This is a genomic window from Rickettsia rickettsii, assembly GCF_001951015.1.
In the GTDB taxonomy this organism is placed as follows: Bacteria; Pseudomonadota; Alphaproteobacteria; order Rickettsiales; family Rickettsiaceae; genus Rickettsia; species Rickettsia rickettsii.
On sequence record NZ_CP018914.1, the window covers coordinates 862665 to 885000 of the forward strand.

Genomic DNA, 22336 nt, shown 5'->3' on the forward strand with positions numbered 1-22336 from the left:
CAGGAGTTTGTTATTATTTCATGAGATTGCCACGCAGCCTACGGCTGCTTGCAATGACAGAGCAGGAATGACATCGAGTCTACATCTCCGATAAATTCCAAAGTAGTTGATTTGCCTCAACAATTATATTTTTATCTACTAATTGCTTGATATATACTAATTTATTATCTGGTTTGATTTTTGCCTGATTAGAGTAAGTACTAACGAATTTTAAAATTTTATCAGTCATATCGGCATTTTTATAAAATTTAATCACAAATCCGTTATCTCCTGAATCTAGATTTTCAATATTTAACTTAAAGCATAATAGTTTTATTTTTACAATATCAAGTAAATTATTAAATTCAATCGGTAGTAAACCGAATCTATCAATCATCTCATCTTTAAATGTCTCTACTTCTATCTCATTACTTAAATTACCTATTCTTCTATATAGTCCAAGTTTAAGAGCTGCATCTGCTACATAATTATCTGGAATAAAGACGGATAATCCCAAATTAATAGTCGGGATAAAGGGTTGTTCTGAAACAATCGGTTCATCTTTAAAAATAGCTATTTGTTCTTCCAGCATTTCTTGATATAGTTCTGTACCTACTTCTTTAATTTGTCCTGATTGTTCTTCACCTATCAAATTACCGAAACCTCGTAAATCCATATCACGGCTTGCAATAGTAAAACCTGAGCCCAAAGCACAACTATTTTGTATTATCTCTAAGCATCTTAAGGAGTGCGATGTCATCTTTTTATGACTTGCTACCGTTAGATAGACATAACCCCGCATTTTACCTCGACCTATTCGACCACGCAATTGATATAGCTGACTAAGACCCAGCATATCAGCATTATGTATGATCATGGTATTTGCCTCGGCTATATCAATTCCTGATTCTATAATAGTAGTTGAGACTAGTATATCGAATTTGCCGGCATAAAACTCGCTCATAACCTCATCAATTTTACTCGGAGTCATTTTTCCGTAAGCTATTTTATAGCTTAATTCCGGCACGATTTGTTTTAATTGTTTTGCGATATCCTCTATATCTTTAATTCTTGGAACTACATAAAAACTTCTTCCGCCTCTAAAATGTTCGCGTAATAATGCATCTCTGATAATAACGGGATCAAACGGCATAACCGAGGTATGAACTTCCAGCCTGTTTAGAGGCGGCGTTGCAATAATGCTAAGTTCTTTTAAACCGGTCATTGACATTTGCAGCGTTCGAGGAATCGGTGTTGCCGACATTGCAAGTACATGGGAAGAGGATTTTAGCGATTTAAGAAATTCTTTTTGACCGACACCGAAATGTTGTTCTTCATCGATTATTAACAATTTCAAATTAAAGAATTTTATATTTTTATGTAATAAAGAATGAGTGCCTATTATTATATTTATTTTACCGCTTTCAAGCTCCGATCTTATAATTTTTGCTTCTTTAGAACTAATAACGCTAGATAATTGCTTGATATTTAAACCAAAACCTTTGAACCTTTCTATGAACCTTGAAAAATGTTGACTACATAAAATAGTTGTCGGTACAACTACTGCTACTTGAGGTAAATGTTCATTTAGAGATTTTGCTACCATAAAGACGGCACGCATTGCTACCTCTGTTTTACCAAACCCGACATCACCGCATATTAACCTATCCATTAACATACCGTTTCTTAGATCTTCTTTAATATCGTTTATAGCGATTAATTGGTCTTCCGTTTCGCTGAAAGGAAAATTAGCACAAAATTTATCATATTCTTCAAGGTCAAATTCAACGGAAGCACTACTATTAAGTTTCCTTTTAGCTGCTATTTGTATTAAATGCAGTGCTATCTCTTTTATACGCTTTTTAAGCTTTGCCTTACTTCTTTGCCATGCAACGCTACCAAGCTTATCAAGCACCGCATTATCATTGCCGTATTTTTTTATTACCTCTATACTTTCAACTGGTATATATAATTTATCATTGCCGGCATATAAAATCTTTAAAAAATCATGTGGTTTGCCTTTGATTTCTAAAGCTTCTAGCTTTAAAAACTGCCCTATTCCATGATCTTTGTGAACAACAAATTCGCCTTCAGCTAAATTATCAAGCTCCAGCAAGATATTTTTAAGTTTTTTGTTAGTGTTTGTAGAGCTAGGTTTTTCTTCTAATAATTCGCTAGCGGTAATAAATAAATATTCTTTCGTATAAAAGCTTTGATTTAAAGGAATTATCGCGACATTTATTATTGAAGCCTTAGCCTCATCTAATTTATTTATCTCATTATATTTATATTCATAATTTTGAATTATGCTTTTGATTCGCTCAAAACTACTTAAAACGCTTGAGCCTATAATAATTTTCTTATGAGAATTTGCTTTAATAACCTCAAATAATTTATCGAAAACCGTTTTCTTTTCTATAAAACTTGTAGCAGCGATATTTTCAATTAAGCTAGCTTGCTCTGAGTTTTCAAAAGTAAGTAGTATATTATTGTTTTGTTCTAGTAATTCCGTTATTTCAGAAGCGGTAAAATATAAGCTAGTCGGTGAAAGGGTGGGATAAAAACTATTAAATTTAAGTTTATTTGCCTCTGACCTTGCCGAATAAAAATCGTTATAACTATGTTCAAATTCTAAAATGGCTTGTTTTGACAAATTATCGAATATGAAAATAGGATCGTTTAAATAATCTATTAAGTTAGAGCAGGAATCGTAAAATAATGGGAGTAATTGTTCATATCCTGTGAATTTTCTTCCAGATATTACCGCCTTATATAAAGCATTATCAGTATGATTAACTCCAAAATTTCGTAAGTAATTATTCTTAAAATTACCTATAGTTTCACTATTTAAAACTATCTCATTTGCAGGACTAATAATAAGCTCCCTGCAGGATTTAGTCGAAATTTGCGTATCAATATCAAATTCTTTGATTGATTCAATATAACCCCAACTAAAATGAATTCTATAAGCTTTAGGACCGGACAATATTATATCAATGATTTCGCCTCTAACCGCAAATTCCCCAGCATCGATGCTACTCGCATTTCTTGTAAAACAATTTTCTACTAGAAACATAGCAAGCTCATCCGTAGTAAATTTCATTTTAGGGGATAATTTCAAAAAATATTTAGAAAAAAAATCTTTCGGCGGTAATTTGTTTAATAAGTTCGCTGTATGAGTGATGAGTAATTTGTTGCTATTACTATTATTTGTTGTTAGCTTGATTAATGTTTCTGCACGTCTAGATAAGATATTTGCATTTGGTGACGTATGGTCATAAGGGATGGTATTATAGCTTGGAAAGTAATAAATATTTTCATTAGAAGAAAAAAATAAAGCTTGCTTGTATAATTGCAACGCCTCCTCTTCATTACTCGCACTCAAGATGAAATCTTGCTTAAGATTCTTAGTAAAATTATCAATTGCAAAGAAAGATTTGGCAGCCGCCGGAAATTTTTGTTGTAACATTCTACAGGAGTTTATATTTTTGCTATTTTGTGTAATTTATCAATTATTTCGGCATCTAGATAAGAAGGAGCAGAAGATTTATTATTAATCCAATTATAAAGATCATTATCATTTTGATCAAGTATTAAAGAATAGCTTCCAAGTTTTTTTTCATCCATTAAGGAGAGGTACTTTTCGGCAAAGCTACCGAGTATATAATCCATTTCTCTGCAACCGCGATTTTTACTACGGTAAACAAGTTTCTTTTGTAAAGAGTTTTTATTTAATTTATTCATCTATAACATCTTGCAAAAATTTTTTATAATAATATTATTAAAATAATCAGATACCAAGATCATTTTAAAATGCTTTAATAATTCAGCACTCTAATAAATCCATTCTACATGGGTAAAATTCTATTAACTTTTATTATCAATAACAGCAAAAAAATAAATATGTCGGTTCAAAATATCTGTTCTACAAAAGCTTATGATATGCTAATTTCAAATGATAATGCTTTTCTTGTAGATGTTAGAACTAGAGAAGAGTGGCAGCAAGTGGGGATACCTCATTTAGATAATAAAAATAAGATGCTCTTTCTAAGTTGGCAATTGAATAAAGATTTTGAAGATAATTTTTTATCTATCATTAACGATAAAATTCATGCAATAATATTTTTTCTGTGCCGTTCAGGATATAGGTCATTTATCGCAGCAAATTTTATAACTAATATAGGTTATAAAAATTGTTATAATATTAGTGACGGCTTTGAAGGAAATAATCAAGATAAAGGCTGGAAACAAAATAACTTACCGTGGCAGTTTTAAGTGAGTACTAACCAAATAATTTTAACGGATCAAGGTGATAATTATGTAAATGTCTGGAGTCACGTGGCTCAAGATCTTTACAATCATTACGGTGAAACTCTATATAATAGCTGGTTTAGTAAAGTTAATTTTATAGAGTCTTCATTAAATACCGTTATTCTTTGTGCCCCTACTAACTTTGTTAGAGATTGGATAAAATCCAAGTACTCTATGGTCATATTGCAACTATTTCAACATTATAATAATACCATTAAGTCAATTGAAATAATTACTAAAGAGTTACCTGGAACAACCCAAACAGTTACAGAATTACCTACTAAGACTTTTGCCGATATCGGCAGCAGTGAGCTTAATTCGGAAAATATCTTTTCAACCCTTGATGTACGTTTTACTTTCGATAATTTTGTGGTTGGAGCCCCAAATGAGCTAGCTTATGCAGCCGCAAGAGCGGTTGCAGAATCATCAGGTGCGGTTTCTGAGTCTAATCCGCTTTTTCTATATGGCGGCGTAGGGCTTGGTAAAACTCATTTAATGCATGCAATCGGTTGGTACATCAAGCAGCATAATCCAAGCCGCAAAGTGATATATATGTCGGCAGAAAAATTTATGTATCAATTTGTTAAAGCTCTGCGTAACAAAGAAGTAATCTCGTTTAAAGAGAAATTTCGTTCGGTTGACGTGTTAATGATTGATGATATTCAATTTATTTGCGGTAAAGATAGTACGCAGGAAGAATTTTTCCATACTTTTAATACATTGATTGATAATAACCGTCAAATGGTTATTTCTTGTGATAGATCGCCTTCAGATTTAGATAATATTGAAGATCGGATAAAATCTCGTCTTGGATGGGGCTTAGTTGCCGACGTTCATAGTACTACTTATGAGCTACGACTCGGTATTCTAGAATCTAAGATTGAGCAGATGAACGTTAAAATACCAAAAGACGTAATTGATTTTTTAGCATCTAAAATTGTTTCAAACGTTAGAGAACTTGAAGGAGCTTTAAATAAGGTGATCGCTCATTCTAATTTTACTTTAAAAGAAATTACACTCGAAAACACACAAAATATTTTGCGGGATTTACTGCGTTCTAATGAAAGAATAATTACCGTTGAAGATATTCAGAAAAAGGTAGCTAGCCGTTATAATATTAAGTTATCCGATATGTCTTCATCACGGAGATTACGAGAAGTTGCAAGACCGCGTCAAATAGCCATGTATCTTAGTAAAGCATTAACGCCGAAAAGTCTTGCAGATATCGGTAAAAAATTCGGTAAAAAAGACCACACGACGGTTATGCATGCTATTAAGAAAGTAGAAGAATTACTGGAAAACGATATAGAATTACGCGAAGAGATTAATTTGCTAATGAAAATATTGCAGAACTAAACGTCATACCGTAGTCAAGCTGACTTTGTTTCATGGTCTGAAAAACCGACTCGATGTCATTCCCGCGAAATCGGGAATCCCGGGTAAAGTAAAATAAATCGAGCTTTTAATTGTACAAACTTATTGTGTATAACCTTTAAATTACTGGATTCTCGCTTTCGTGGGCATGACATAAACAGCCATACAATAAAGCCCAAACTTCGCAGGAATGATATAGATATATATCAAATGCTCTCAAAAAACGATTCAGTAAAAGAAATTTTTTTCAAGATTCTCCAGAAAATACCAAATTAACAGAATTATAGATAATTATGGTTACGGTGAGGGGGTAGCATATTTCTTACTTAAAAGTTTAAATGAATTAATAAAGAGAAATTATAAATTCACTATCTCAACTACGATTATCAAATCCACGCTAATCAAGAATATAGATATATTTTTAAGAATAGTAATATTACAAAATATTTTATTGCTCCTGAAAAGCGCTTATTTTATCAATTAAAATTTGTTGATGCAGACAGGGTATACTCAAATGATTTGGAGAATTGGAATGTAAAACGAGGAGCAAGTACGCACAGCCCTTAATAGGTGAGCATGCGAGTCCTCCGAAGTTTTGCAGAAACAATTCTTCAAATCATTTGAGTATACAAGCTACAGGCAGTCATCTATGTGGTAAAGATCAATATAATACTACCTATGTATTTTTAAATCCTGATTCATTTACTCTTAGCTACCAAGTTCTAGGACCTCAAAAAGACCATAATATTAATACTGTTTTTAATCGTATATAGTATTAGTATGTTCTCCAATTAGTTTAAAATATTCTTTCATACTATTGTCTATATCAGTTGTTTCCAAAGTTTGATTATTATCATCATTTGCATCATATATATCTTTTCTTTTAGACAAGGAAAGTTTTCATCTCTTTTGAAACGGGGTAGGGGAAATAGTTTGATTAAATTTGGGGGGTAATATCTTGTAATACATTCTTAGCATATTCAGGTGCATCAATATCATACCATTCTTTTATTTTAGCACATAAAATTTGTAGAATTTCAGGTAGGATTTTTTTCTGTTTTGAGAGATGCTTGTTTTTGAGCTAAAAACCCTTCAATATTTTTTAAGCTGCTAAAAAAGATTTTATATCATTGCTTTTTACATTATCCATATTTTTGTAAAATTACATTGAAGCTAAGATATCAAATATTCGTGCTATATTTGCTAGTTTATTATTATTTAATTTTTTACTAAGCCATTATACCTCTTGTTTGAGCAACGGCATGCTCAGCAAACATAGGAAAAAACTCCTTATATGATAAAAATATACTATTTTTATCAATAAGTTCTAAAAACATAGGAGCCGTAAATAAGGTTGCATTATTTCTATGCGTTGCAAGCATAAATAACAAATGTGTTAACTTTTCTGCAAAGTAATTTAGTTTTCGCGGTAATTTTCTATATTTTGTGTCGATGCTTTAGCATGCACAACTTCAAATATACGTTTTATAATAGCATGTTTATATTCATGTTCTTGCTCAAATTTAGATAAAATTTCATCATACTGTCCTAAGCCAGATACATCTGTTTGTACATTACCGGTTTTATAATGTACTATATGAATTGTAAAAGTTTCTTCTTTAGTATTTGAGATCTTACATATAGTAGATAAATCACTATTTATTTCTTCTAAAATCCGGTGCTTTAGCTGATTTTATTATTCCTACAAATCATTTCAGCAAAAGCTAAAAGTCCTTTAGAATTATGTATGGGTTATTACTTATACTTTTTTAAGTTGATATTACTGTTTTGCAATGTTTGTAATAATACTTTCTTTGCATGCTGAGCAGTAATACCGTCTGCTAAAGCAAATATCTTAGGCATAGAGTGATTTGGATTAAATACACAATGCAATAGCTTTTGATAATCCTTATCACTTATATTTTCTTTGTTATAATTTTTAAATAATTATGTTTATTAAAAGCAGTTTTGATAATATTAAATATTTTCTTCGTAATCATTATTATCTACAACTAATATTTCAGATTTAATTTTTTTATAAATATTTCTAATAGTAGAATATTTATAAAATCTATCAGCTAAATTATGTAATACTAAACCTAGTTTAAGTTTAAAATCTTCAGAGTTATATATATAATTAATATCTAATATATTTAATATATTTTTAAGTAAAAAATTAAGATACTTAGGTAAAGTATTATTTTCTTTTAACTCTTCATCAGAGGAGCTATCAAAGTTTTCGTATTTTAGCATTATTATTTATAGTAGAATGAGTGTTAAATTATTTAGAAACAAATATCCCTATAAGGGGGATTAAAGTATCTAGTGTCTCCGTAAGGGCACTAAAATCATCTCTATATAATAAATCATTTGTAGTACATAATTCTTTAATATCTAAAGTTTGTCCAGTATTGCCCTCAAAACAATACATAAATGCCAAAGCTTTCATAATTTTCTTATCTTTAACAAATTTAAATAATCGTTCTTTTCCATAAGTTATTGTATCTTCAACTATTGTATCTTCAACATCAGCTAAATCTTTCTCTACTAAGGGCATCATTGTATTTACTTCTTGAGCTAATAACTGAGGATCTATATTACTAGGATGACTTAGCATATCTCATACCATCATAGTTATGATATTAGCTATATACTAATTCATTATTAATTAAGTTTTCTTTACTAATAGTTACAATTTATTTTATAAGTTAATTTTGTTCAGTTTAGACTTTAGACAAATAAGTTATTGACAAAAGTTAATTTTTATTGTATTTTGCCCTCTTAGTATTTTTTTGAAAGGTAGTTATGGTAGATATAAACAATAATAAGATTAACTTAGCACTATTTGAAGGCGGTGGAGTAAAAGGAAATATCCATTTAGAAAAATTAAAAATAATGGAGCAAATAACCGGTAAGCCTACTTGTGAGATATTCGATTTTACTGGAGGGACCAGTGTTGGAGGACTTATTTCTATTTTGCTTAATTTACCGAATCCTAATAATCCCGGAAAACCTTTATTCAGTGCAGCGCAAGCTCAAGAACTGTTTGAAGAAATGGCACACAATATTTTTCCGGTAGGATTAACTTTTAGAAAATTGTGGAGTTTTAATGGATTATTCAGCCATAAATTTTCTCCTGAACCATTAGTAAAATTATTGAAAGAACATTGTAAGGATTATACCCTCAAGGATTTAATCGGTGATGTTGTAGTTACAGGTTATGATCTAAATAATAAACAAAATCCTCTTATGACCTTCTCTACTATAGATGCTAGACAAAGTGCAGAGAATAATTATTACCTTTCAGATATAATACAAGGCATCACTGCAGCACCTGGATATTTCCCCAGCCACAATTTCCGTAATATAACCAATACTAAATTACATAAAATTATTGATGGTGGAGTATATGCTAATGACCCAACCTTACAAACATGGCAATTATTAAAAGAAAATAACTATCACATAGAAAACGCTTTGTATTTATCATTAAAAGAAGAAAATAATGATGATTACCAAACTGTTTGTTGCGGCGGAGGCATGCTAGAACTAGTGAAAAATAATATGCCCGCTAAAATATTAGCAGCAACACAACAAGCTGATGAACAAACCGCTCAAAGCATTTTTGGTAATAAATTAATAGAAATAGCTACTTATATTCCAGCAGAACATGCTGAGATGAGTAATTCTAGTAATGAAAATCTGCAAGCACTAAAAGAATTTGCTAAAAAATCTATATATGGAAGCTCCACCTTTAGAGATATACCTTATAATGAAAAGTTTAAAGAAGCTATTGATAAAATAATAACTAATTATAATGCAAATAACCCTAACGACCCAATTGTTATGAATGATTTTTATAAAGAGTTATTCCATATTAATACTTCTAATAACGCACTTGATAAAAGTTTTGAACAGGAAGAGGATATAGCAAACAACGAGGATGCAGTGAATACACCAATAGCTCAAGCTCTAGATTCTCAAGATATAGAACCTCGGAAAAAAGAATTATTAGCAGGTATCAAGGAGTTTTTTAATCCATTCATCGAAAAAAATCCAGAAGTAAAAGTAGAGATAGAGAATTGTTTACACGAAATAAAAAATTTGACATTAGCAGAAATTGAAAACAGTATTGTTACTTTTAAAGCAGCTAGATTAAAATGGCAAGCAGAGCAGAATAACCTTGATGTATTTAGTAGCTGTAGTATGGAAGCCTTAAAAGAGGATATGACTCTTGAGGGTGAAGAGCATACAGATGATGTACAAGGTTATCTCTAACTTTCTTAATGTCATTCCGGCGTAGGCGGGAATCCAGTCAAAAAAGTATAAATATGCTAGACTTTTAAAACTAAACGCTCGATTTATCTCGCTTTACCTTGGATTCCTGTTTTCGTAGGAATGAAATCGAACGCTTGCTTCGAGCCATACAACAACGCCACAGCTGCTCACAATGACGACACCTGTGTTTAGTTAGGAATATTTGACTTTTTCTTCTTATATAAAATCCAAATACAGTAAAACGAAATAGCAGAGCTAATACTTAAAACTAAGCATAATAAAGCAAAATTGCTTATCGTTGCGCAGTGTATTTTAGAAACCAAATAAGTTACAGCAGCGATAACTACATAGTATATTGCACCAAATATAGATCCTGCTGTACCTGGTTACTTTAGCATAATCCTTCAGTGCATAACGAAGCGTCATAGGGATAAGTAGATTGTGCCCAATTGAATTATCATCGGTACAAATATCATAGCGATTACAAGATTATGACTCGTTGAAATAATTTCTAATATAAAAGCATTTACCGCAAATAATATACAACCACACAAAACTAAAAATAAATCCTAAACCCATAACGTTTTTATCGTGTACATGGCGTTTTTTTTATTAAATACCCTCCTAAAAAGCCTCCAAAGATAGCGGCAAAAGATAACAAAAACGCTAATTTACCGTAAAAAGATGGCGACACTTTCATTTTATCAATCAAAATACAAGGAGCTTCTATGAAAAAACCGTAATATATGCCGTTAAATGCACCGATGATAAAAGCATATAACCAAAGAATTTTATTCCCTGCAACACCTCAAAATATTTACTGCTTTGGGAAAAATCTATATAAGAATTTATTTCAGGTAAAACTTTATAATATAGTACCGGTAAGGCTAAAAAATACAAAAACATAATGCCAGCTTGAATATTCTATAATATAGTCCCCTATAGATGAACCTAGAGAAGGGATAAATAACAAGCCACGGAGGATAGATAAGCTAGCATAGACGATAACTCTAAGCCTTGATAGCAGTCTCCCAGCCATACCTGCCCAATAACAGAACCTACACTTACACCGAAAGCTTGTACACAACGAGCTTATCATCAGCATTTCTATATTAACTGTAAAAATGCTAATAATTGAAGATACAACATATAATAAAGCATAATGTAGATGTAATTTGAGTGAGACCGCTGTCAATGCCGAAATATTTGGTTAAACTCGGTAATCCTGAAGTATAAATTGTTTCCGTAGTCGGTGATAAAATAAATAAGCATAGAAGCATCCATGCCGGAATCTTCGCAATAATTTTCATAAATGATTTTATTTCGGTTCATCGAGTTTTATCTATTAATCCGCTCCAAACAAAATTTTTCCATTATCATTTTTAATCTGTCTATTCTCTCAATCAAGTAAAGTAACTGCTCTCTGCTAATTCTATAATTTTTATCATATCTTGCATCAACGTAAGCTTTTTCTAAAATATTCTTTTTGTTCAGGAGACGATTGCAGAAATACTTTAAGTAGTTCAACATTATAAATTTGCACAATATCCACCTAGCTTTCTTACATCGTGTAACTTTGGTTTGTAACGGGCAAACACTAATAAAATGTTACTGTAAATACTTTCTAGTGGCTTGATGCAGCTCAAAAGCACTTTTACTAAAATCACCTCTTTCTAATGGGTATTTACAATCAATAAAAAAACTCTTGCCTCTACCACACCAGTATTCATAATCTTCTTTAGCCATTTCTTTTACTTCACTCCAAAGCAAATTTTTAGCTCGAGCAAGCTGCTCGCCACTATCATATAAAAGAATACCTTCATTCTTAATGTCGGTATAAAAATAACGCCCTTTTTCAAGCTTGTCATTTACCTCACTTATAGATTCGCATGTTATAGATATCCAAGGTTCTAGCGAAAAAACCTCGGCTTTTCTTAAGCCTGTTTGTTCTAACCTTTTTTCTATCTTAGATTCTACCCTTAAAGTAGCATGCTCCTTAAATTTACTTTTTTTCTACTAAAAGGTCAAAATCACTTGTATAACTATAAGTAGTATGATCTTCCGTATACATATCTTTAACCCAATCACCTCTAGCATACCAGCCATACAAGATAATCAGGACAATTTGATCCTTGGCAACAGCCAAAATTTGCTGCACTATATAATCAAGCCTATTTGCACTTCAAGAGACCATTTTGGTCAAATTGTTTTCATAGCTGATCGTTATTTAAACGTTAAATCTAAAATGTACTATATCCCCATCCTGCATTTTATATTCTTTACCCTCTAAACGCATTTTACCTACTTCCTTGGCTTTTGCTTCACTACCGAGATTTATGTAATCTTTATAGCTGATAACTTCTGCTCTGATAAAACCTTTTTCAAAATCGGTATGAATAATACCGGCAGCAGCCGGTGCAAGTGTGCCATCTTTAAAAGTCCAGCTATGGGCTTCCTTTGGTCCTATAGTAAAAAAGCTTTTAAGGTTTAAAAGATTATACCCCTCTTTAATGACTTTACTAAGCCCTGTTTCGTCTAAACCTATAAATTTTAAAAACTCTTCCTTTTCTTCCATGCTTTCAAGTAAAGCAATTTCAGCTTCTATTTTTGAAGAAATTACGACACTTTTAGCATTTTCTTTCTTTGCTCTTTCCGCTACTAATTGTGTACATTCATTACCTATAGCTGCATCTTTTTCAAGTACGTTACATATATATAAAACGGGCTTAGAGGTAATTAACTGCAATTGTTTTAAATTATCAACTCCTAAAGTTTCATTTAGCACTCTTGCAGGTTTATCCGCACCTAATACCTTATAAACCTCTTTTAACAGCTCTATCTGCTCTACCATTGCTTTATCGCCTGACTTCAAGCGTTTTTCACTTGTAGCTAAACGCTTTTCAACCGATTCTATATCGGCAAGTATTAACTCCGTTTCAATAATCTCGAGGTCATGCAGCGGATCGACTTTGTTATGTACGTGCGTTATATCCTCATCTTCAAAACAACGCAGTACGTGCAGTATTGCATCGACTTCCCTGATATGAGATAAGAACTTATTACCTAGCCCCTCCCCTTTGCTTGCTCCTTTAACAAGCCCTGCAATATCGACAAGCTCAATATAAGACGGAATAATTTTACCGCTTCCGGCTAAGCTTGCTAGTGTATGCAAACGCGCATCAGGCACTAAAACTTTGCTGCTATTAGGCTCAATAGTACAAAACGGATAATTAGCAGCATCTGCAGCCTGACTTGCCGTTAAGGCATTAAATAACGTCGACTTACCGACATTCGGCAACCCAACAATTCCGAGTTTTAGTGTCATAAATTTTTCCGTAAATAATACATTATAGAATCTTTTTCGTAACCGTGCATAGCAAATTCAATTTTATACCCCAGTTTCTCATAAAACGATTTTGCTTGGCAGTCCATAGTAACAAGATGAATAAAATTACAGCCTCGTTCACGTGCTAAATCCTCAACCTTTTGCATTAGTACAGTACCATAATTTTAGTTTCTAATATTTTCATTAACAAAGAGTGAATCAATGTAAAATCCCCCCAAGAACTCATACCGCTAATTCCTACAACAAAATTTTTATCCTGATCTAAACAGGAAAATGAAAAAGCTTCAATATCTCCTACTAACCCCTTTTGTTCTCTAGCATCTTTGTTCAAAACCTCAATAATTATAGTTCTATGAGTTCTATCCATTGCATCAGCATAAACAATTTCAAAATTTTGTGTCATAAATCTTTGCTTCTTTGCTGTTTAGTTTTAATATCGTTTTCCCGTCATTGCGAGGAGATGCATAGCATAAACGTGGCAATCTCATGAAGTAGTATAGAATTCCTGAGATTGCTTCGTCAAAACTTACAGTTTTTCCTCGCAATGACGAATTGGTATCATCCATACAGCAACGTCGATCAAGTCGTAGGAATAACATTGAATATATCAAGCCATCTTATTCTTAAATTCTTCTAACTTATTCTCTAATATTAAACCAAAGTTACTAGTGATTCTATCTATAGCTTGCATTACTGTTTTATACTCCGGTTTAGAGAAATGATTAAGTACGTAATCTGCTAAATCCTGATTATTTTGCGGTCTACCGACTCCAATCCTAATCCGGTTATAATTATTACCTATAACCCCATCAATCGACTTTAAACCATTATGCCCGCCATTACCGCCACCGGTTTTAAATTTTACTCTACCTGTTTCTAAATCAATATCATCATGAATAACAAAGCTTTTTGCGGGGTAGATATTATAATATGTTTTCACCGATATCACTGACTTACCGGACAAGTTCATATAGGTGGTAGGCTTTATAAAAATTATCTTTTGTCCATAACTAATAGTTTCAGCAATTTCACAATTGAATTTTTTCTTTGTACTAAATGATGAATTATATTGGTTTGCTATTTTCTCTATAGCAATAAAACCGACATTATGCCTCGTATATTGATATTCTTTTCCTGGATTACCAAGACCAATAACAAGAAGCATAATAATTTACCTAATAATATAGTAATGGAAAATTTTTGAAGAAGTATTGATTTGCAAGAAGTACAGAATAATGTCATTCTTAGCTCAGCATTATTGCGTGGATCGAAAAACCTACTCGATGTCATACCGTGGCTTGACCACAGTATCCAGAAAAAAAAATTAACAAAGACTGGATACCGCTACAAGCTCGCAGTATGACAATTAAAGATTACCGGATTCCCGCTTCTAGCTAGGAATGGCATAAAACGAGCCAAACAACAACGCCTACGAATCCTCGCAATAACGATTTAAGTATCTCAGCAAGTCCTTATAGTGAGAATTATCTTACTTCCCTGCTTCAGCGGCTTGTTGTTCCCCTTCAGCTTCAGTTTTTGCTCCTCTACGTCCTATAATAGTTGCAAGGACAAATTCTTTTTTTGTAACAAAACTACATCCTTTCGGTAATTCTATTTTTGACGATTTTAGCGAAGTAGCCATAGGCATATTAGTAACATCTATAGTTATGTTTCTTGGGATATTATTAACATCACATAATAAAGTAACTCTTCTTTTTACTATATTAAAGTATCCACCTCTTTTAACGCCTAAAGCTCTTTCTTTCCCTTCATATACTACAGGTACTTCCATTTTTTGGGTTTTCTTTTCTAAAAAGACAAAATCAACATGGCGTACTATATCCGTAACAGGATGTAATTCTACAGCCTTCGGCAATACTTTATATTTTTTCTTATCAATTGTTAAATTAATTAACTGAGAGATAAAAGCCGGCTTTCTATAATATTTAGTTATTTCCTTTTCTTCCAAAGAAATACTAACAGGTGTTTTACCCGCTCCATAAATAATAGCCGGAACACGCCCTGCTCTTCTTAATGCTCTTGCTGCTCCCGTACCGAATTCCGTTCGGGATTCCGCTTCAAGTTCTAATATTTCACTCATTATTACTCCATATTAACTTATAATAAATCTTCATTATCATAATTAAGTACAATTAAAAATTCAAGTAAATTAATTTTTGACTAGAATATAGAAGTAATATATTCCTTAGTTAAAATTCTTTAATTGATTGGATATTGAAAAGAAATTTAGTTCTAACCGAAATTATTTTGTAAGGAAATTATGAAACAGATACAACCTAAGCGTATTGCAAATCCCTCAAACTGTGGAGAAGAAATTGCTGCCAGGGATATAATAAGGATTTTCTCCTTGAATCTATTATGTACTCTTCTGACTATGACTATATTGGGCGTGACAGCGAGAGTGAAGATAGTGAAGATGACAATTCTTATGCATCAATACTCTTGTTAAAAATAAAGAACCGGAATGCAAAATTCACTTAGATTTAGTTTAGTATATTATGTGCTACCAAACAAATGTTAGAGAACAAGCAGAAAATACGAAGGTTTCTAATTTAGAAAATGAAAAGCAGGTAATTCAATGTAGTACAACTCCAACAATTCTGTACCGAAAGTTCAATTGAATTTATGATAACATCAATATCAAAAAGCAACATAGATGCTGACAACATTATCTTACCTTTCCCTTCTGTAGCACAACAAAGACAATTAGGGAAATTATATCGTTATAATTAAAATTTTTAAAGAGCTTTACCCTGCTAATTCTGACAATGGTAACGTTGGAATAGTAATATTATTAGGTGATGAAAAGGGGTCATACGGCGACCTAAATCTATGGGATATTTAAAAATTTATGAGTTTGCAGAGATAATCTAGCACCGCTTTCTAATGCTAATTTTACTGCTAACTCATTATTTTCGCCATTAAGTCTTTGGTTGTTTTGATCCATAGGTTGAATAAAAACCGGTATATTATAAGAGGTTTGCCCTACTTCCGGTATGAGACTATATTCTAAAATATTTTTAGCAACGATAAATTTCACCGCACTAATTTTAGGCAATAAATCTTCTCTTATTTTACTATAACCGGTTTTACCTACCTTCGGCGAACAAATTATAGACACTTCTTTCGGCAAAGAACGATATAACGTACCGTTAGTCTCTATTTGAACTTTAACATCTCGGTCTAATAACTTCTGACATAATAACTCTATAGGTTGACGCATCGGCTCACCGCCGGTTATTACTACTAAATTAATCGATTTTTCATTTTTAGAATTTAATGCCAGGCTTTCTACTTTATTCAAAATCTTATCTATATCTACTAAATCAAAATCTTCAAACTCCGTATCACAAAAATTACAAGCAAGATTACATCCTCCAAGCCTAATAAAGATCGCAGGACAACCTACAAAAATGCCCTCCCCTTGTATAGTCTTAAAAATAGACTGTACCTCTAACTGAGTACCGTCACCGTTTAATATGCTTCTTTTAGGATTTTGTCCAAACATTTTTAAATTATTATCGATTGATTAAAAATATTATAGTACATTTTTATAAAAAAATCTTGCAATAACTAATACAAAAAACTATTATCTAGGTTTCATCGGTAATATGGCTTTGGTATGCCTAATGTTTTACCGTTTAAACCTAGAAATACCAATTATAAGGAACAATATGCCTAAATTAAAAACAAAATCTGCCGTAAAAAAACGTTTTAAACTTACTGCTAGCGGCAAGGTTATTGCATCTCAAGCAGGTAAAAAACATTTTATGCGTCGTCGTACTAAAGCTCAAATTCGTAACCTTAGAGGAACTACAATACTTTGTCCTCAAGACGGATATAATATTAAAAAATATTTTTTACCGTACGGTATAAATTAATTAACTAGGAACTAAAGCAATGACACGTGCAAAATCAGGAAAAATTTCCAAAAATCGACATAAAAAAATCCTTAAATTAGCCAAAGGCTATAGAGGTAGAGCAAATAGCTGTTTTAGAGTAGCTATTGAGAAAGTAGAAAAAGCCCTACAATATGCTTATAGAGATCGTAGAAACCGTAAACGTGATTTTAGAGGCTTATGGATTCAAAGAATAAATGCAGCAGTAAGAGAACATGGGCTTGTTTATTCTCAATTTATGGGAGCTCTTAAAAAAACAGAAATCGCTATAGATCGTAAAGTACTTGCAGAACTTGCCGTCAATAACAGTGATGGATTCGTAAGTATCGTAGAAAAAGCAAAAGCACATATTTAAGTATTTAATGTCATCTCGTGGTCAAGCCACGGGATGACATATTTATAATAATTAATTTTTATTTTCGTTCGGTATAAATATTATGAAACGTACATTTCAACCTAGTAATTTAGTTAGAAAAAGAAGACATGGTTTTAGATCTAGAATGGCTACTCCAACCGGAAGAGCAATCTTAAGAAAACGTCGTGCTAAAGGTAGAAATAAATTATCTGCTTAAAATAATCTGATTTATCAAATTGTCTATTACCTCTTTAAAAAATCAAAAAGAATTTGAGCTTATAAATAAGCTTGGAAAGAAGCTCCATGAGAGATATTTTATTTTGGTAATCGCCACAAAACTTCCAAAAATCTTCCTTGAATCAAAATATAACACCTTTTTAGGAATCAAAGTTAGCAGAAAGCTAAATAAAAAAGCTGTAGTTCGCAACAAAATTAAAAGGCGTATACGACATCTAATTAGAATTATTGTTAGTGATTCTAGCTTTAAGGATATAAAATTTGCAATGATTATTATTCCGAGAAAAGGATTTGAAGAGATAAACTTCTCACACTTGAATTATGAATTAAGTAAACTAATTCTAAGAAATATTTAGATTTTATTAGACCTCTTCGGAAACTCGCTTATAGAGAGGAATTTGCAGGAAACACGGAACGCAGAACCGCAGCATACAAAAGAGTACGTGAGGATTCGAGTACCGGATCGACATACAAATTACCTCTAGAAGTAGAGTTTCCGAAGAGGTCTATTGAAATGACTTGGCATTACTCGCATGGCTTGGTTTTACCGTCATTTTTACAGATTTTTTACTATTTTTTATAGATTGTCACGCTTCTTGCAGTCGCTGCGTTGTGGCATGGCTCGTTTTATGTCATTCCCGCTGTCGCGGGAATGACATCGAGTAGGTTTTTCAAGCCATGCAAGCAAGCCTTCCACGGGAATAATATCGCATTTTATTACTTATACTCCCTCTGTCCCCTCTCCTAATACCGGTACTTCTTCTACCACAGTAAGTGTTGTATCTATAGTGTTTTCTTCAGATGTAATAGTATTTATAGTAGAATATTTTTTTACTAATTCGATAACGTCTAAATTATGCGTCTCTTCTGCCGTATAAATATTAGAGCTACCTACCTCTATAGTACTATGCTCAAGTACAGCTTTTAGAATAGCTAAATCACCTTCCTCTATAGCCTCACCAAGATTATATAATGCTATTTTTGTAGTACTATGCTCAAGTACAGCTTTTAGAATAGCTAAATCACCTTTCTCTATAGCCTTATCAAGAGTATAGGTACTGACTTTAGTATTACCATAATTAAGTAAACAAATTAATAGTTCAGAATTCCCGTGCTCTATAGCGTGCCTTATACTAGTATCAGTACATAATCCTTTCTGATTTAACATAGTCTCTATCTTGCTTAAAGAAAATTTATTAAAATTATATGTTTCTAAGGTTAAAGCTCTACTAAATACCTTGATTAAGTCATCGTATGTTAATTCTTTCGGCTTTGTTTCTATATTTAAGTTAAATATTTCAGGATATGATTCATGATATTTCGCATGAATATTTTCATAAAATTTTACAAAAGCTTTATATTCTTTATGTAGAAAAGCCGGCAACTCCTCTATGCTTTTCATCTGTTTGATTTTATTAGCACTTAAAGAAAAACTATAAATTTGATTGTCTAATTTATAGCTTATACTAAAATCTGATGCTACTAGCAGATGGAAATGATCTCTTATATATTCAATCAATAAGGAGTTATTTTTTGTTCTAGCATCGTAATTATTTTGAGCTAATCGCATAATATTTGCATCGCTGGCCTTATTATAAGTGCATAACACAATGTTGCCCTGTATCCAATCTAAATGATGTTGAGCGGCTCCTGAATGACAAGAAAATATATGAACAATATTACATTGATTTGCAGTGGTATTATTTTGTATTTTATTAAGTAGTGTAATATCTAATACAGGAGTTGTACCTTCATCAGAAAATATATTCATTAATAAGTAAGAAGACTCAGGCATAAAATATGATTTAATTTTTCCCCATAAACCTAAATCAGTAGGTTTACAGAAAAACTCTGATCCATGTACATTTATAAAATATTCACTACCTGTACCTGAAGGTAAGTCATCTAAGGTTTTTATTTCCTTGATATCAGGATTTTCATTTTTCATACTTATATTCGGGCCTTTAAACAATATTTTTTGCATATTTATATCCTTATATAATTAACTTAATTACCATATTCTATGGGATTACCACATAATATGGCAATTTTTATAAAAGTCAAGATTTTGATATTTTATTCATAGCTGTTAAGTTTTTAATAAGAAAAAATCATATAAAGCTATATAGTATTTATAAAAATTTAGAGTTGATAATTATAGATAATAGTATTGAAAATAAGGCTATAACACGTAACCGGCAAAAAAGGGATAAGATTTAAAACAATCTTATCCCTAGTTGCGAATAAAAATAGAGTTTAGAAAGAACTTGCAATATTATTTATTAAATCTCCGGATCAGTATTGCCCAATATTGTTGTATCTGAATTACTATCCGTATTTTCTTCCATAAAATTTAAATTGAGTGCAATAGTATTATTTAAAAGAATTTCAGAAGTGATTCCTTAATTACTGATTGACCATTATTTATATTTTCTATTATACCTTTTGAAACAATATTTGACCCTAATGTACCCTCACTAGATATATTTAAAGTACTGCCTGATACTAGATTTAGTGTACCAACGATATTCAAAGACCTTCCTGCTTCTATAATTACGGTAGTATCAGAATTGAATGAGATATTACTAAGAATCACATTTGATGCTATAATAAGTTTAAGAGTATTCATATGCATAGAGTCTAAATGAATATCTAAACAATCTTCAACCTTTATTTCTTTTAAATAATTTTCTTATGCCTCTTTTGACATCTCAAGTAACTCATTTTTAGAAATAGTCATTTTTTCTGTTAATTTATATAAATTTCTATCTTTTAAGAGATCTAATAAAATTTTTACTAGGTAACAACTGCAATAGTTCCTTATAAGTTATGGTATCGGAACACCATTTGATTAACTTCCAATTTCAAAAAAGAATTTTTTATTATTTTCTTCTGTTAGTGTTCTATAGAATTTTATCCGCTCATCATTTACCGTAAAATCATCAGCTCACTTTTTGAGCGTTTCTTCTAACCTATCTAATATTGCTAAATCAAAAAATCATTACTGTTATGTATTTGATCATTATTAAAAGTAAGGATTGTGCTATTTCCTGCTATTAACTCACATCACTTATCTAACTCATGACCAACTACGTAATCAATATCTTTAAAACTAAGTTGCTTTTGTTTCAATAATTTTTAAATATTTTCATTAAGCAGATAAGTTGTTTGTGTTTGTATCGTTTATTGCTCCAAGTTCATTGATGCCTTTGTGCTTATCATCTGCATAATAATTACGAGCAATTTCAAATAATTTTGTTACTGCATTTGTACTAGCTATATCATTATAACTAACTAGCTAATGTATTTAATAATTCATGATTTGAAATAATAACTGTCATTTCTTCTGCACTTAATATTTTCTCTTTCACTAAAAAATGATCTTCCATCTTTTCTATTGATGATTAGCTCTTACCGCTTGTACCCTTGCCCCTAATTGTTTATAACTATCTATACTTTCCTTATCTTATTTTTTCTTATACACCTCTTCTATTGCTTTTCGCTCTAATTCATTACTCTTATTCTACTCCCAAGCCTTTTTTTCTTCATTTTCAGGTTGATCGTTTTTAATACGCTCTATTTTGTATCTATTTCTACAATTTTCTCTTCTATAGATATACTTGATTTTTTATATATTTCCTAAATTCTGATTTTAATCTAAAGAATTCTTGCATGACTGCAGAATTTTTAATAATCTCAGGCAATTCCAAATTATTTAAATCACCTTGGATATATTGAAAATTTTCTTTTTGCTTTTCATAGTCAAATAAAAATTCTGCTTTTATATACTCTTCAATAACATCAATAACACTTACTACAAAAATTGTCTTTTCTACTTCAAAATCTAATTCGCTCATATTTAAATCCTAATTATTATTAAATTGAAATTTAAGAAATTTTAACTGTTGGTAATATAGTCAATTCAATGAGATTTGCATAAAAGGCGCAAGGCACGAAACCTATAACTAATAGGAAAGCAACGAGTAATGATGTAGGTGAGTCCAAATCAATTGACTATAAAATACTGTCATTGATTTTTATGCAAAATTCTATCGAACTATTCTCAATAAAAACTTACAACCACTTCCGTTTCTTAAAATATTTATAGGTAATAATTGTAGATAATAGCATTAAGAATAAGGCTATAGGATAACCATACGGTGATTTAAGCTCAGGCATTACGGTAAAATTCATGCCGTAAATACTAGCTATTAAAGTGGGTGGGAGAAAAAATATAGTAACCAACGAAAAAATTTTAATAATATTATTTTGTTCAATTGCAATCATACCGAGTGCTGCGTCTAGGGTTCTTGCAATCTCGCTAGATATAAATTGTGAAAAATTAATTATTGAGTCTACGTCTCGAAGCAATGTATCTAATAGATCCTTAGATGCTTTATTGTGAGTTATTTTTGGAGATTTTAAAATATATTGAATAGCCATAGTTAAAGAAAATAAACACTCACGGCTTTTAGAAAGTAAATCACCTTTTCGACCTATTTTCTTTAATACATTGGTATGATCTATACGCAAATC

The 22336-nt window shown here is 31.4% G+C and carries 26 protein-coding genes and 2 pseudogenes (1 of these 28 running past the window's edge); 9 read left to right on the top strand and 19 right to left on the bottom strand.

What is annotated here, in order from left to right:
* Window positions 1–79: 79 nt before the first annotated feature.
* Window positions 80–3448, bottom strand: a complete 3369-nt coding sequence (gene mfd / locus BTU51_RS05220) for a transcription-repair coupling factor (RefSeq protein WP_012262503.1) — start codon at window positions 3446–3448, stop codon at window positions 80–82.
* Window positions 3449–3459: 11 nt separating this feature from the next.
* Complete coding sequence (locus BTU51_RS05225; RefSeq protein WP_012151075.1) at window positions 3460–3723, bottom strand: succinate dehydrogenase assembly factor 2; 264 nt, start codon at window positions 3721–3723, stop codon at window positions 3460–3462.
* A 159-nt stretch (window positions 3724–3882) separates the two neighbouring features.
* Here BTU51_RS05225 and BTU51_RS05230 point away from each other — a divergent pair, with 159 nt between their 5' ends.
* The 3 genes from BTU51_RS05230 (at window position 3883) to BTU51_RS09385 (ending at window position 6437) form a co-directional block, all read left to right on the top strand.
* Window positions 3883–4254 (top strand): rhodanese-like domain-containing protein, encoded by a 372-nt coding sequence (locus BTU51_RS05230; RefSeq protein ID WP_014362486.1) that lies wholly within the window; start codon window positions 3883–3885, stop codon window positions 4252–4254.
* A complete protein-coding gene (dnaA, locus tag BTU51_RS05235; protein WP_010977515.1) occupies window positions 4255–5646 on the top strand; it encodes a chromosomal replication initiator protein DnaA in 1392 nt (463 codons plus the stop codon).
* A 638-nt stretch (window positions 5647–6284) separates the two neighbouring features.
* Complete coding sequence (locus tag BTU51_RS09385) at window positions 6285–6437, top strand: DUF6314 family protein (protein WP_014362583.1); 153 nt, start codon at window positions 6285–6287, stop codon at window positions 6435–6437.
* 456 nt (window positions 6438–6893) lie between these two features.
* On the opposite strand, the gene BTU51_RS05245 is transcribed toward BTU51_RS09385, so the two are convergent.
* The 3 genes from BTU51_RS05245 to BTU51_RS05255 form a co-directional block, all read right to left on the bottom strand.
* A complete protein-coding gene (locus tag BTU51_RS05245; RefSeq protein ID WP_012262506.1) occupies window positions 6894–7055 on the bottom strand; it encodes a hypothetical protein in 162 nt (53 codons plus the stop codon).
* Between the two features lie 586 nt (window positions 7056–7641).
* On the bottom strand, window positions 7642–7917 hold the full coding sequence (locus BTU51_RS05250; RefSeq protein ID WP_012151080.1) for a hypothetical protein: 276 nt from the start codon (window positions 7915–7917) through the stop codon (window positions 7642–7644).
* A 28-nt stretch (window positions 7918–7945) separates the two neighbouring features.
* Window positions 7946–8281, bottom strand: coding sequence for a hypothetical protein (locus BTU51_RS05255; protein ID WP_012151081.1), 336 nt, complete (start codon window positions 8279–8281; stop codon window positions 7946–7948).
* A gap of 188 nt (window positions 8282–8469) precedes the next feature.
* On the opposite strand from BTU51_RS05255, the gene BTU51_RS05260 reads away from it, so the two are divergent.
* A complete protein-coding gene (locus tag BTU51_RS05260) occupies window positions 8470–9942 on the top strand; it encodes a patatin-like phospholipase family protein (RefSeq protein WP_012151082.1) in 1473 nt (490 codons plus the stop codon).
* 188 nt (window positions 9943–10130) lie between these two features.
* Here the strand turns inward: BTU51_RS05260 and BTU51_RS09390 are convergent.
* From BTU51_RS09390 to BTU51_RS05330, 10 genes and pseudogenes are all read right to left on the bottom strand, one after another.
* A pseudogene (locus BTU51_RS09390) lies at window positions 10131–11252 on the bottom strand (Bcr/CflA family efflux MFS transporter).
* A 298-nt stretch (window positions 11253–11550) separates the two neighbouring features.
* The gene (locus BTU51_RS09395) at window positions 11551–11688 is read right to left on the bottom strand and encodes a HEPN domain-containing protein (RefSeq protein ID WP_230453739.1); all 138 of its coding nucleotides are present in this window, start codon (window positions 11686–11688) and stop codon (window positions 11551–11553) included.
* Window positions 11689–11944: 256 nt separating this feature from the next.
* A complete protein-coding gene (locus tag BTU51_RS08295; protein ID WP_012151087.1) occupies window positions 11945–12088 on the bottom strand; it encodes a hypothetical protein in 144 nt (47 codons plus the stop codon).
* A gap of 81 nt (window positions 12089–12169) precedes the next feature.
* Window positions 12170–13267, bottom strand: a complete 1098-nt coding sequence (gene ychF / locus BTU51_RS05285; protein ID WP_012151088.1) for a redox-regulated ATPase YchF — start codon at window positions 13265–13267, stop codon at window positions 12170–12172.
* Window positions 13264–13434, bottom strand: a complete 171-nt coding sequence (locus tag BTU51_RS05290; protein WP_014273656.1) for a GNAT family N-acetyltransferase — start codon at window positions 13432–13434, stop codon at window positions 13264–13266. The genes ychF and BTU51_RS05290 overlap by 4 nt, the downstream gene beginning before the upstream one ends.
* A complete protein-coding gene (locus BTU51_RS05295; RefSeq protein ID WP_014362391.1) occupies window positions 13434–13691 on the bottom strand; it encodes a hypothetical protein in 258 nt (85 codons plus the stop codon). The genes BTU51_RS05290 and BTU51_RS05295 overlap by 1 nt, the downstream gene beginning before the upstream one ends.
* Entirely contained in the window at window positions 13675–13854 is a 180-nt protein-coding gene (locus BTU51_RS08640; protein WP_075807922.1) for a hypothetical protein, read from the bottom strand. The genes BTU51_RS05295 and BTU51_RS08640 overlap by 17 nt, the downstream gene beginning before the upstream one ends.
* Window positions 13855–13895: 41 nt before the next feature.
* On the bottom strand, window positions 13896–14453 hold the full coding sequence (gene pth / locus BTU51_RS05305) for an aminoacyl-tRNA hydrolase (RefSeq protein ID WP_012151089.1): 558 nt from the start codon (window positions 14451–14453) through the stop codon (window positions 13896–13898).
* Window positions 14454–14777: 324 nt separating this feature from the next.
* A complete protein-coding gene (locus BTU51_RS05315; RefSeq protein ID WP_012151090.1) occupies window positions 14778–15389 on the bottom strand; it encodes a 50S ribosomal protein L25/general stress protein Ctc in 612 nt (203 codons plus the stop codon).
* A 750-nt stretch (window positions 15390–16139) separates the two neighbouring features.
* Window positions 16140–16817 carry a 7-carboxy-7-deazaguanine synthase QueE gene (locus tag BTU51_RS05330; protein WP_004997925.1) on the bottom strand — a complete coding sequence of 226 codons (678 nt, stop codon included), beginning with the start codon at window positions 16815–16817 and terminating at the stop codon, window positions 16140–16142.
* Between the two features lie 166 nt (window positions 16818–16983).
* On the opposite strand from BTU51_RS05330, the gene rpmI reads away from it, so the two are divergent.
* The 5 genes and pseudogenes from rpmI to BTU51_RS05355 form a co-directional block, all read left to right on the top strand.
* Window positions 16984–17190, top strand: coding sequence for a 50S ribosomal protein L35 (rpmI, locus tag BTU51_RS05335; RefSeq protein ID WP_004997924.1), 207 nt, complete (start codon window positions 16984–16986; stop codon window positions 17188–17190).
* Between the two features lie 19 nt (window positions 17191–17209).
* The gene (rplT, locus tag BTU51_RS05340) at window positions 17210–17563 is read left to right on the top strand and encodes a 50S ribosomal protein L20 (RefSeq protein WP_012151091.1); all 354 of its coding nucleotides are present in this window, start codon (window positions 17210–17212) and stop codon (window positions 17561–17563) included.
* 82 nt (window positions 17564–17645) lie between these two features.
* Complete coding sequence (gene rpmH / locus BTU51_RS05345; protein ID WP_004997918.1) at window positions 17646–17780, top strand: 50S ribosomal protein L34; 135 nt, start codon at window positions 17646–17648, stop codon at window positions 17778–17780.
* A 19-nt stretch (window positions 17781–17799) separates the two neighbouring features.
* On the top strand, window positions 17800–18156 hold the full coding sequence (rnpA, locus tag BTU51_RS05350; RefSeq protein WP_012151092.1) for a ribonuclease P protein component: 357 nt from the start codon (window positions 17800–17802) through the stop codon (window positions 18154–18156).
* Window positions 18153–18383: pseudogene (locus BTU51_RS05355) on the top strand (palindromic element RPE1 domain-containing protein); the annotation flags it as partial. The gene rnpA and the pseudogene BTU51_RS05355, both read left to right, overlap by 4 nt.
* 138 nt (window positions 18384–18521) lie before the next feature.
* On the opposite strand, the gene BTU51_RS05360 reads toward BTU51_RS05355, so the two are convergent.
* From BTU51_RS05360 to BTU51_RS05380, 4 genes are all read right to left on the bottom strand, one after another.
* Window positions 18522–19784, bottom strand: coding sequence for a hypothetical protein (locus tag BTU51_RS05360; protein ID WP_012262512.1), 1263 nt, complete (start codon window positions 19782–19784; stop codon window positions 18522–18524).
* A gap of 393 nt (window positions 19785–20177) precedes the next feature.
* The gene (locus tag BTU51_RS05365) at window positions 20178–20435 is read right to left on the bottom strand and encodes a hypothetical protein (RefSeq protein WP_012262513.1); all 258 of its coding nucleotides are present in this window, start codon (window positions 20433–20435) and stop codon (window positions 20178–20180) included.
* Window positions 20436–21408: 973 nt separating this feature from the next.
* The gene (locus BTU51_RS05370; RefSeq protein ID WP_012151096.1) at window positions 21409–21657 is read right to left on the bottom strand and encodes a hypothetical protein; all 249 of its coding nucleotides are present in this window, start codon (window positions 21655–21657) and stop codon (window positions 21409–21411) included.
* A 217-nt stretch (window positions 21658–21874) separates the two neighbouring features.
* Window positions 21875–22336 carry the end of a magnesium transporter CorA family protein gene (locus tag BTU51_RS05380; protein ID WP_012262514.1) on the bottom strand. 498 nt of this gene lie beyond the right edge of the window, so the window shows 462 of its 960 coding nt (coding positions 499–960); its start codon lies beyond the right edge, outside the window; its stop codon occupies window positions 21875–21877.

What these genes read in the sequence shown, in the direction of transcription:
- mfd (WP_012262503.1), bottom strand. Translation starts at nt 3,448, where the DNA reads ATGTTACAACAAAAATTTCCGGCGGCTGCCAAATCTTTCTTTGCAATT.
- BTU51_RS05225 (WP_012151075.1), bottom strand. Translation starts at nt 3,723, where the DNA reads ATGAATAAATTAAATAAAAACTCTTTACAAAAGAAACTTGTTTACCGT.
- BTU51_RS05230 (WP_014362486.1), top strand. Translation starts at nt 3,883, where the DNA reads ATGTCGGTTCAAAATATCTGTTCTACAAAAGCTTATGATATGCTAATT.
- BTU51_RS05250 (WP_012151080.1), bottom strand. Translation starts at nt 7,917, where the DNA reads ATGCTAAAATACGAAAACTTTGATAGCTCCTCTGATGAAGAGTTAAAA.
- BTU51_RS05255 (WP_012151081.1), bottom strand. Translation starts at nt 8,281, where the DNA reads ATGCTAAGTCATCCTAGTAATATAGATCCTCAGTTATTAGCTCAAGAA.
- BTU51_RS05260 (WP_012151082.1), top strand. Translation starts at nt 8,470, where the DNA reads ATGGTAGATATAAACAATAATAAGATTAACTTAGCACTATTTGAAGGC.
- BTU51_RS09395 (WP_230453739.1), bottom strand. Translation starts at nt 11,688, where the DNA reads ATGGCTAAAGAAGATTATGAATACTGGTGTGGTAGAGGCAAGAGTTTT.
- ychF (WP_012151088.1), bottom strand. Translation starts at nt 13,267, where the DNA reads ATGACACTAAAACTCGGAATTGTTGGGTTGCCGAATGTCGGTAAGTCG.
- BTU51_RS05290 (WP_014273656.1), bottom strand. Translation starts at nt 13,434, where the DNA reads ATGCAAAAGGTTGAGGATTTAGCACGTGAACGAGGCTGTAATTTTATT.
- BTU51_RS05295 (WP_014362391.1), bottom strand. Translation starts at nt 13,691, where the DNA reads ATGACACAAAATTTTGAAATTGTTTATGCTGATGCAATGGATAGAACT.
- BTU51_RS08640 (WP_075807922.1), bottom strand. Translation starts at nt 13,854, where the DNA reads ATGGATGATACCAATTCGTCATTGCGAGGAAAAACTGTAAGTTTTGAC.
- pth (WP_012151089.1), bottom strand. Translation starts at nt 14,453, where the DNA reads ATGCTTCTTGTTATTGGTCTTGGTAATCCAGGAAAAGAATATCAATAT.
- BTU51_RS05315 (WP_012151090.1), bottom strand. Translation starts at nt 15,389, where the DNA reads ATGAGTGAAATATTAGAACTTGAAGCGGAATCCCGAACGGAATTCGGT.
- BTU51_RS05330 (WP_004997925.1), bottom strand. Translation starts at nt 16,817, where the DNA reads ATGTTTGGACAAAATCCTAAAAGAAGCATATTAAACGGTGACGGTACT.
- rpmI (WP_004997924.1), top strand. Translation starts at nt 16,984, where the DNA reads ATGCCTAAATTAAAAACAAAATCTGCCGTAAAAAAACGTTTTAAACTT.
- rplT (WP_012151091.1), top strand. Translation starts at nt 17,210, where the DNA reads ATGACACGTGCAAAATCAGGAAAAATTTCCAAAAATCGACATAAAAAA.
- rpmH (WP_004997918.1), top strand. Translation starts at nt 17,646, where the DNA reads ATGAAACGTACATTTCAACCTAGTAATTTAGTTAGAAAAAGAAGACAT.
- BTU51_RS05360 (WP_012262512.1), bottom strand. Translation starts at nt 19,784, where the DNA reads ATGCAAAAAATATTGTTTAAAGGCCCGAATATAAGTATGAAAAATGAA.
- BTU51_RS05365 (WP_012262513.1), bottom strand. Translation starts at nt 20,435, where the DNA reads ATGCATATGAATACTCTTAAACTTATTATAGCATCAAATGTGATTCTT.
- BTU51_RS05370 (WP_012151096.1), bottom strand. Translation starts at nt 21,657, where the DNA reads ATGAGCGAATTAGATTTTGAAGTAGAAAAGACAATTTTTGTAGTAAGT.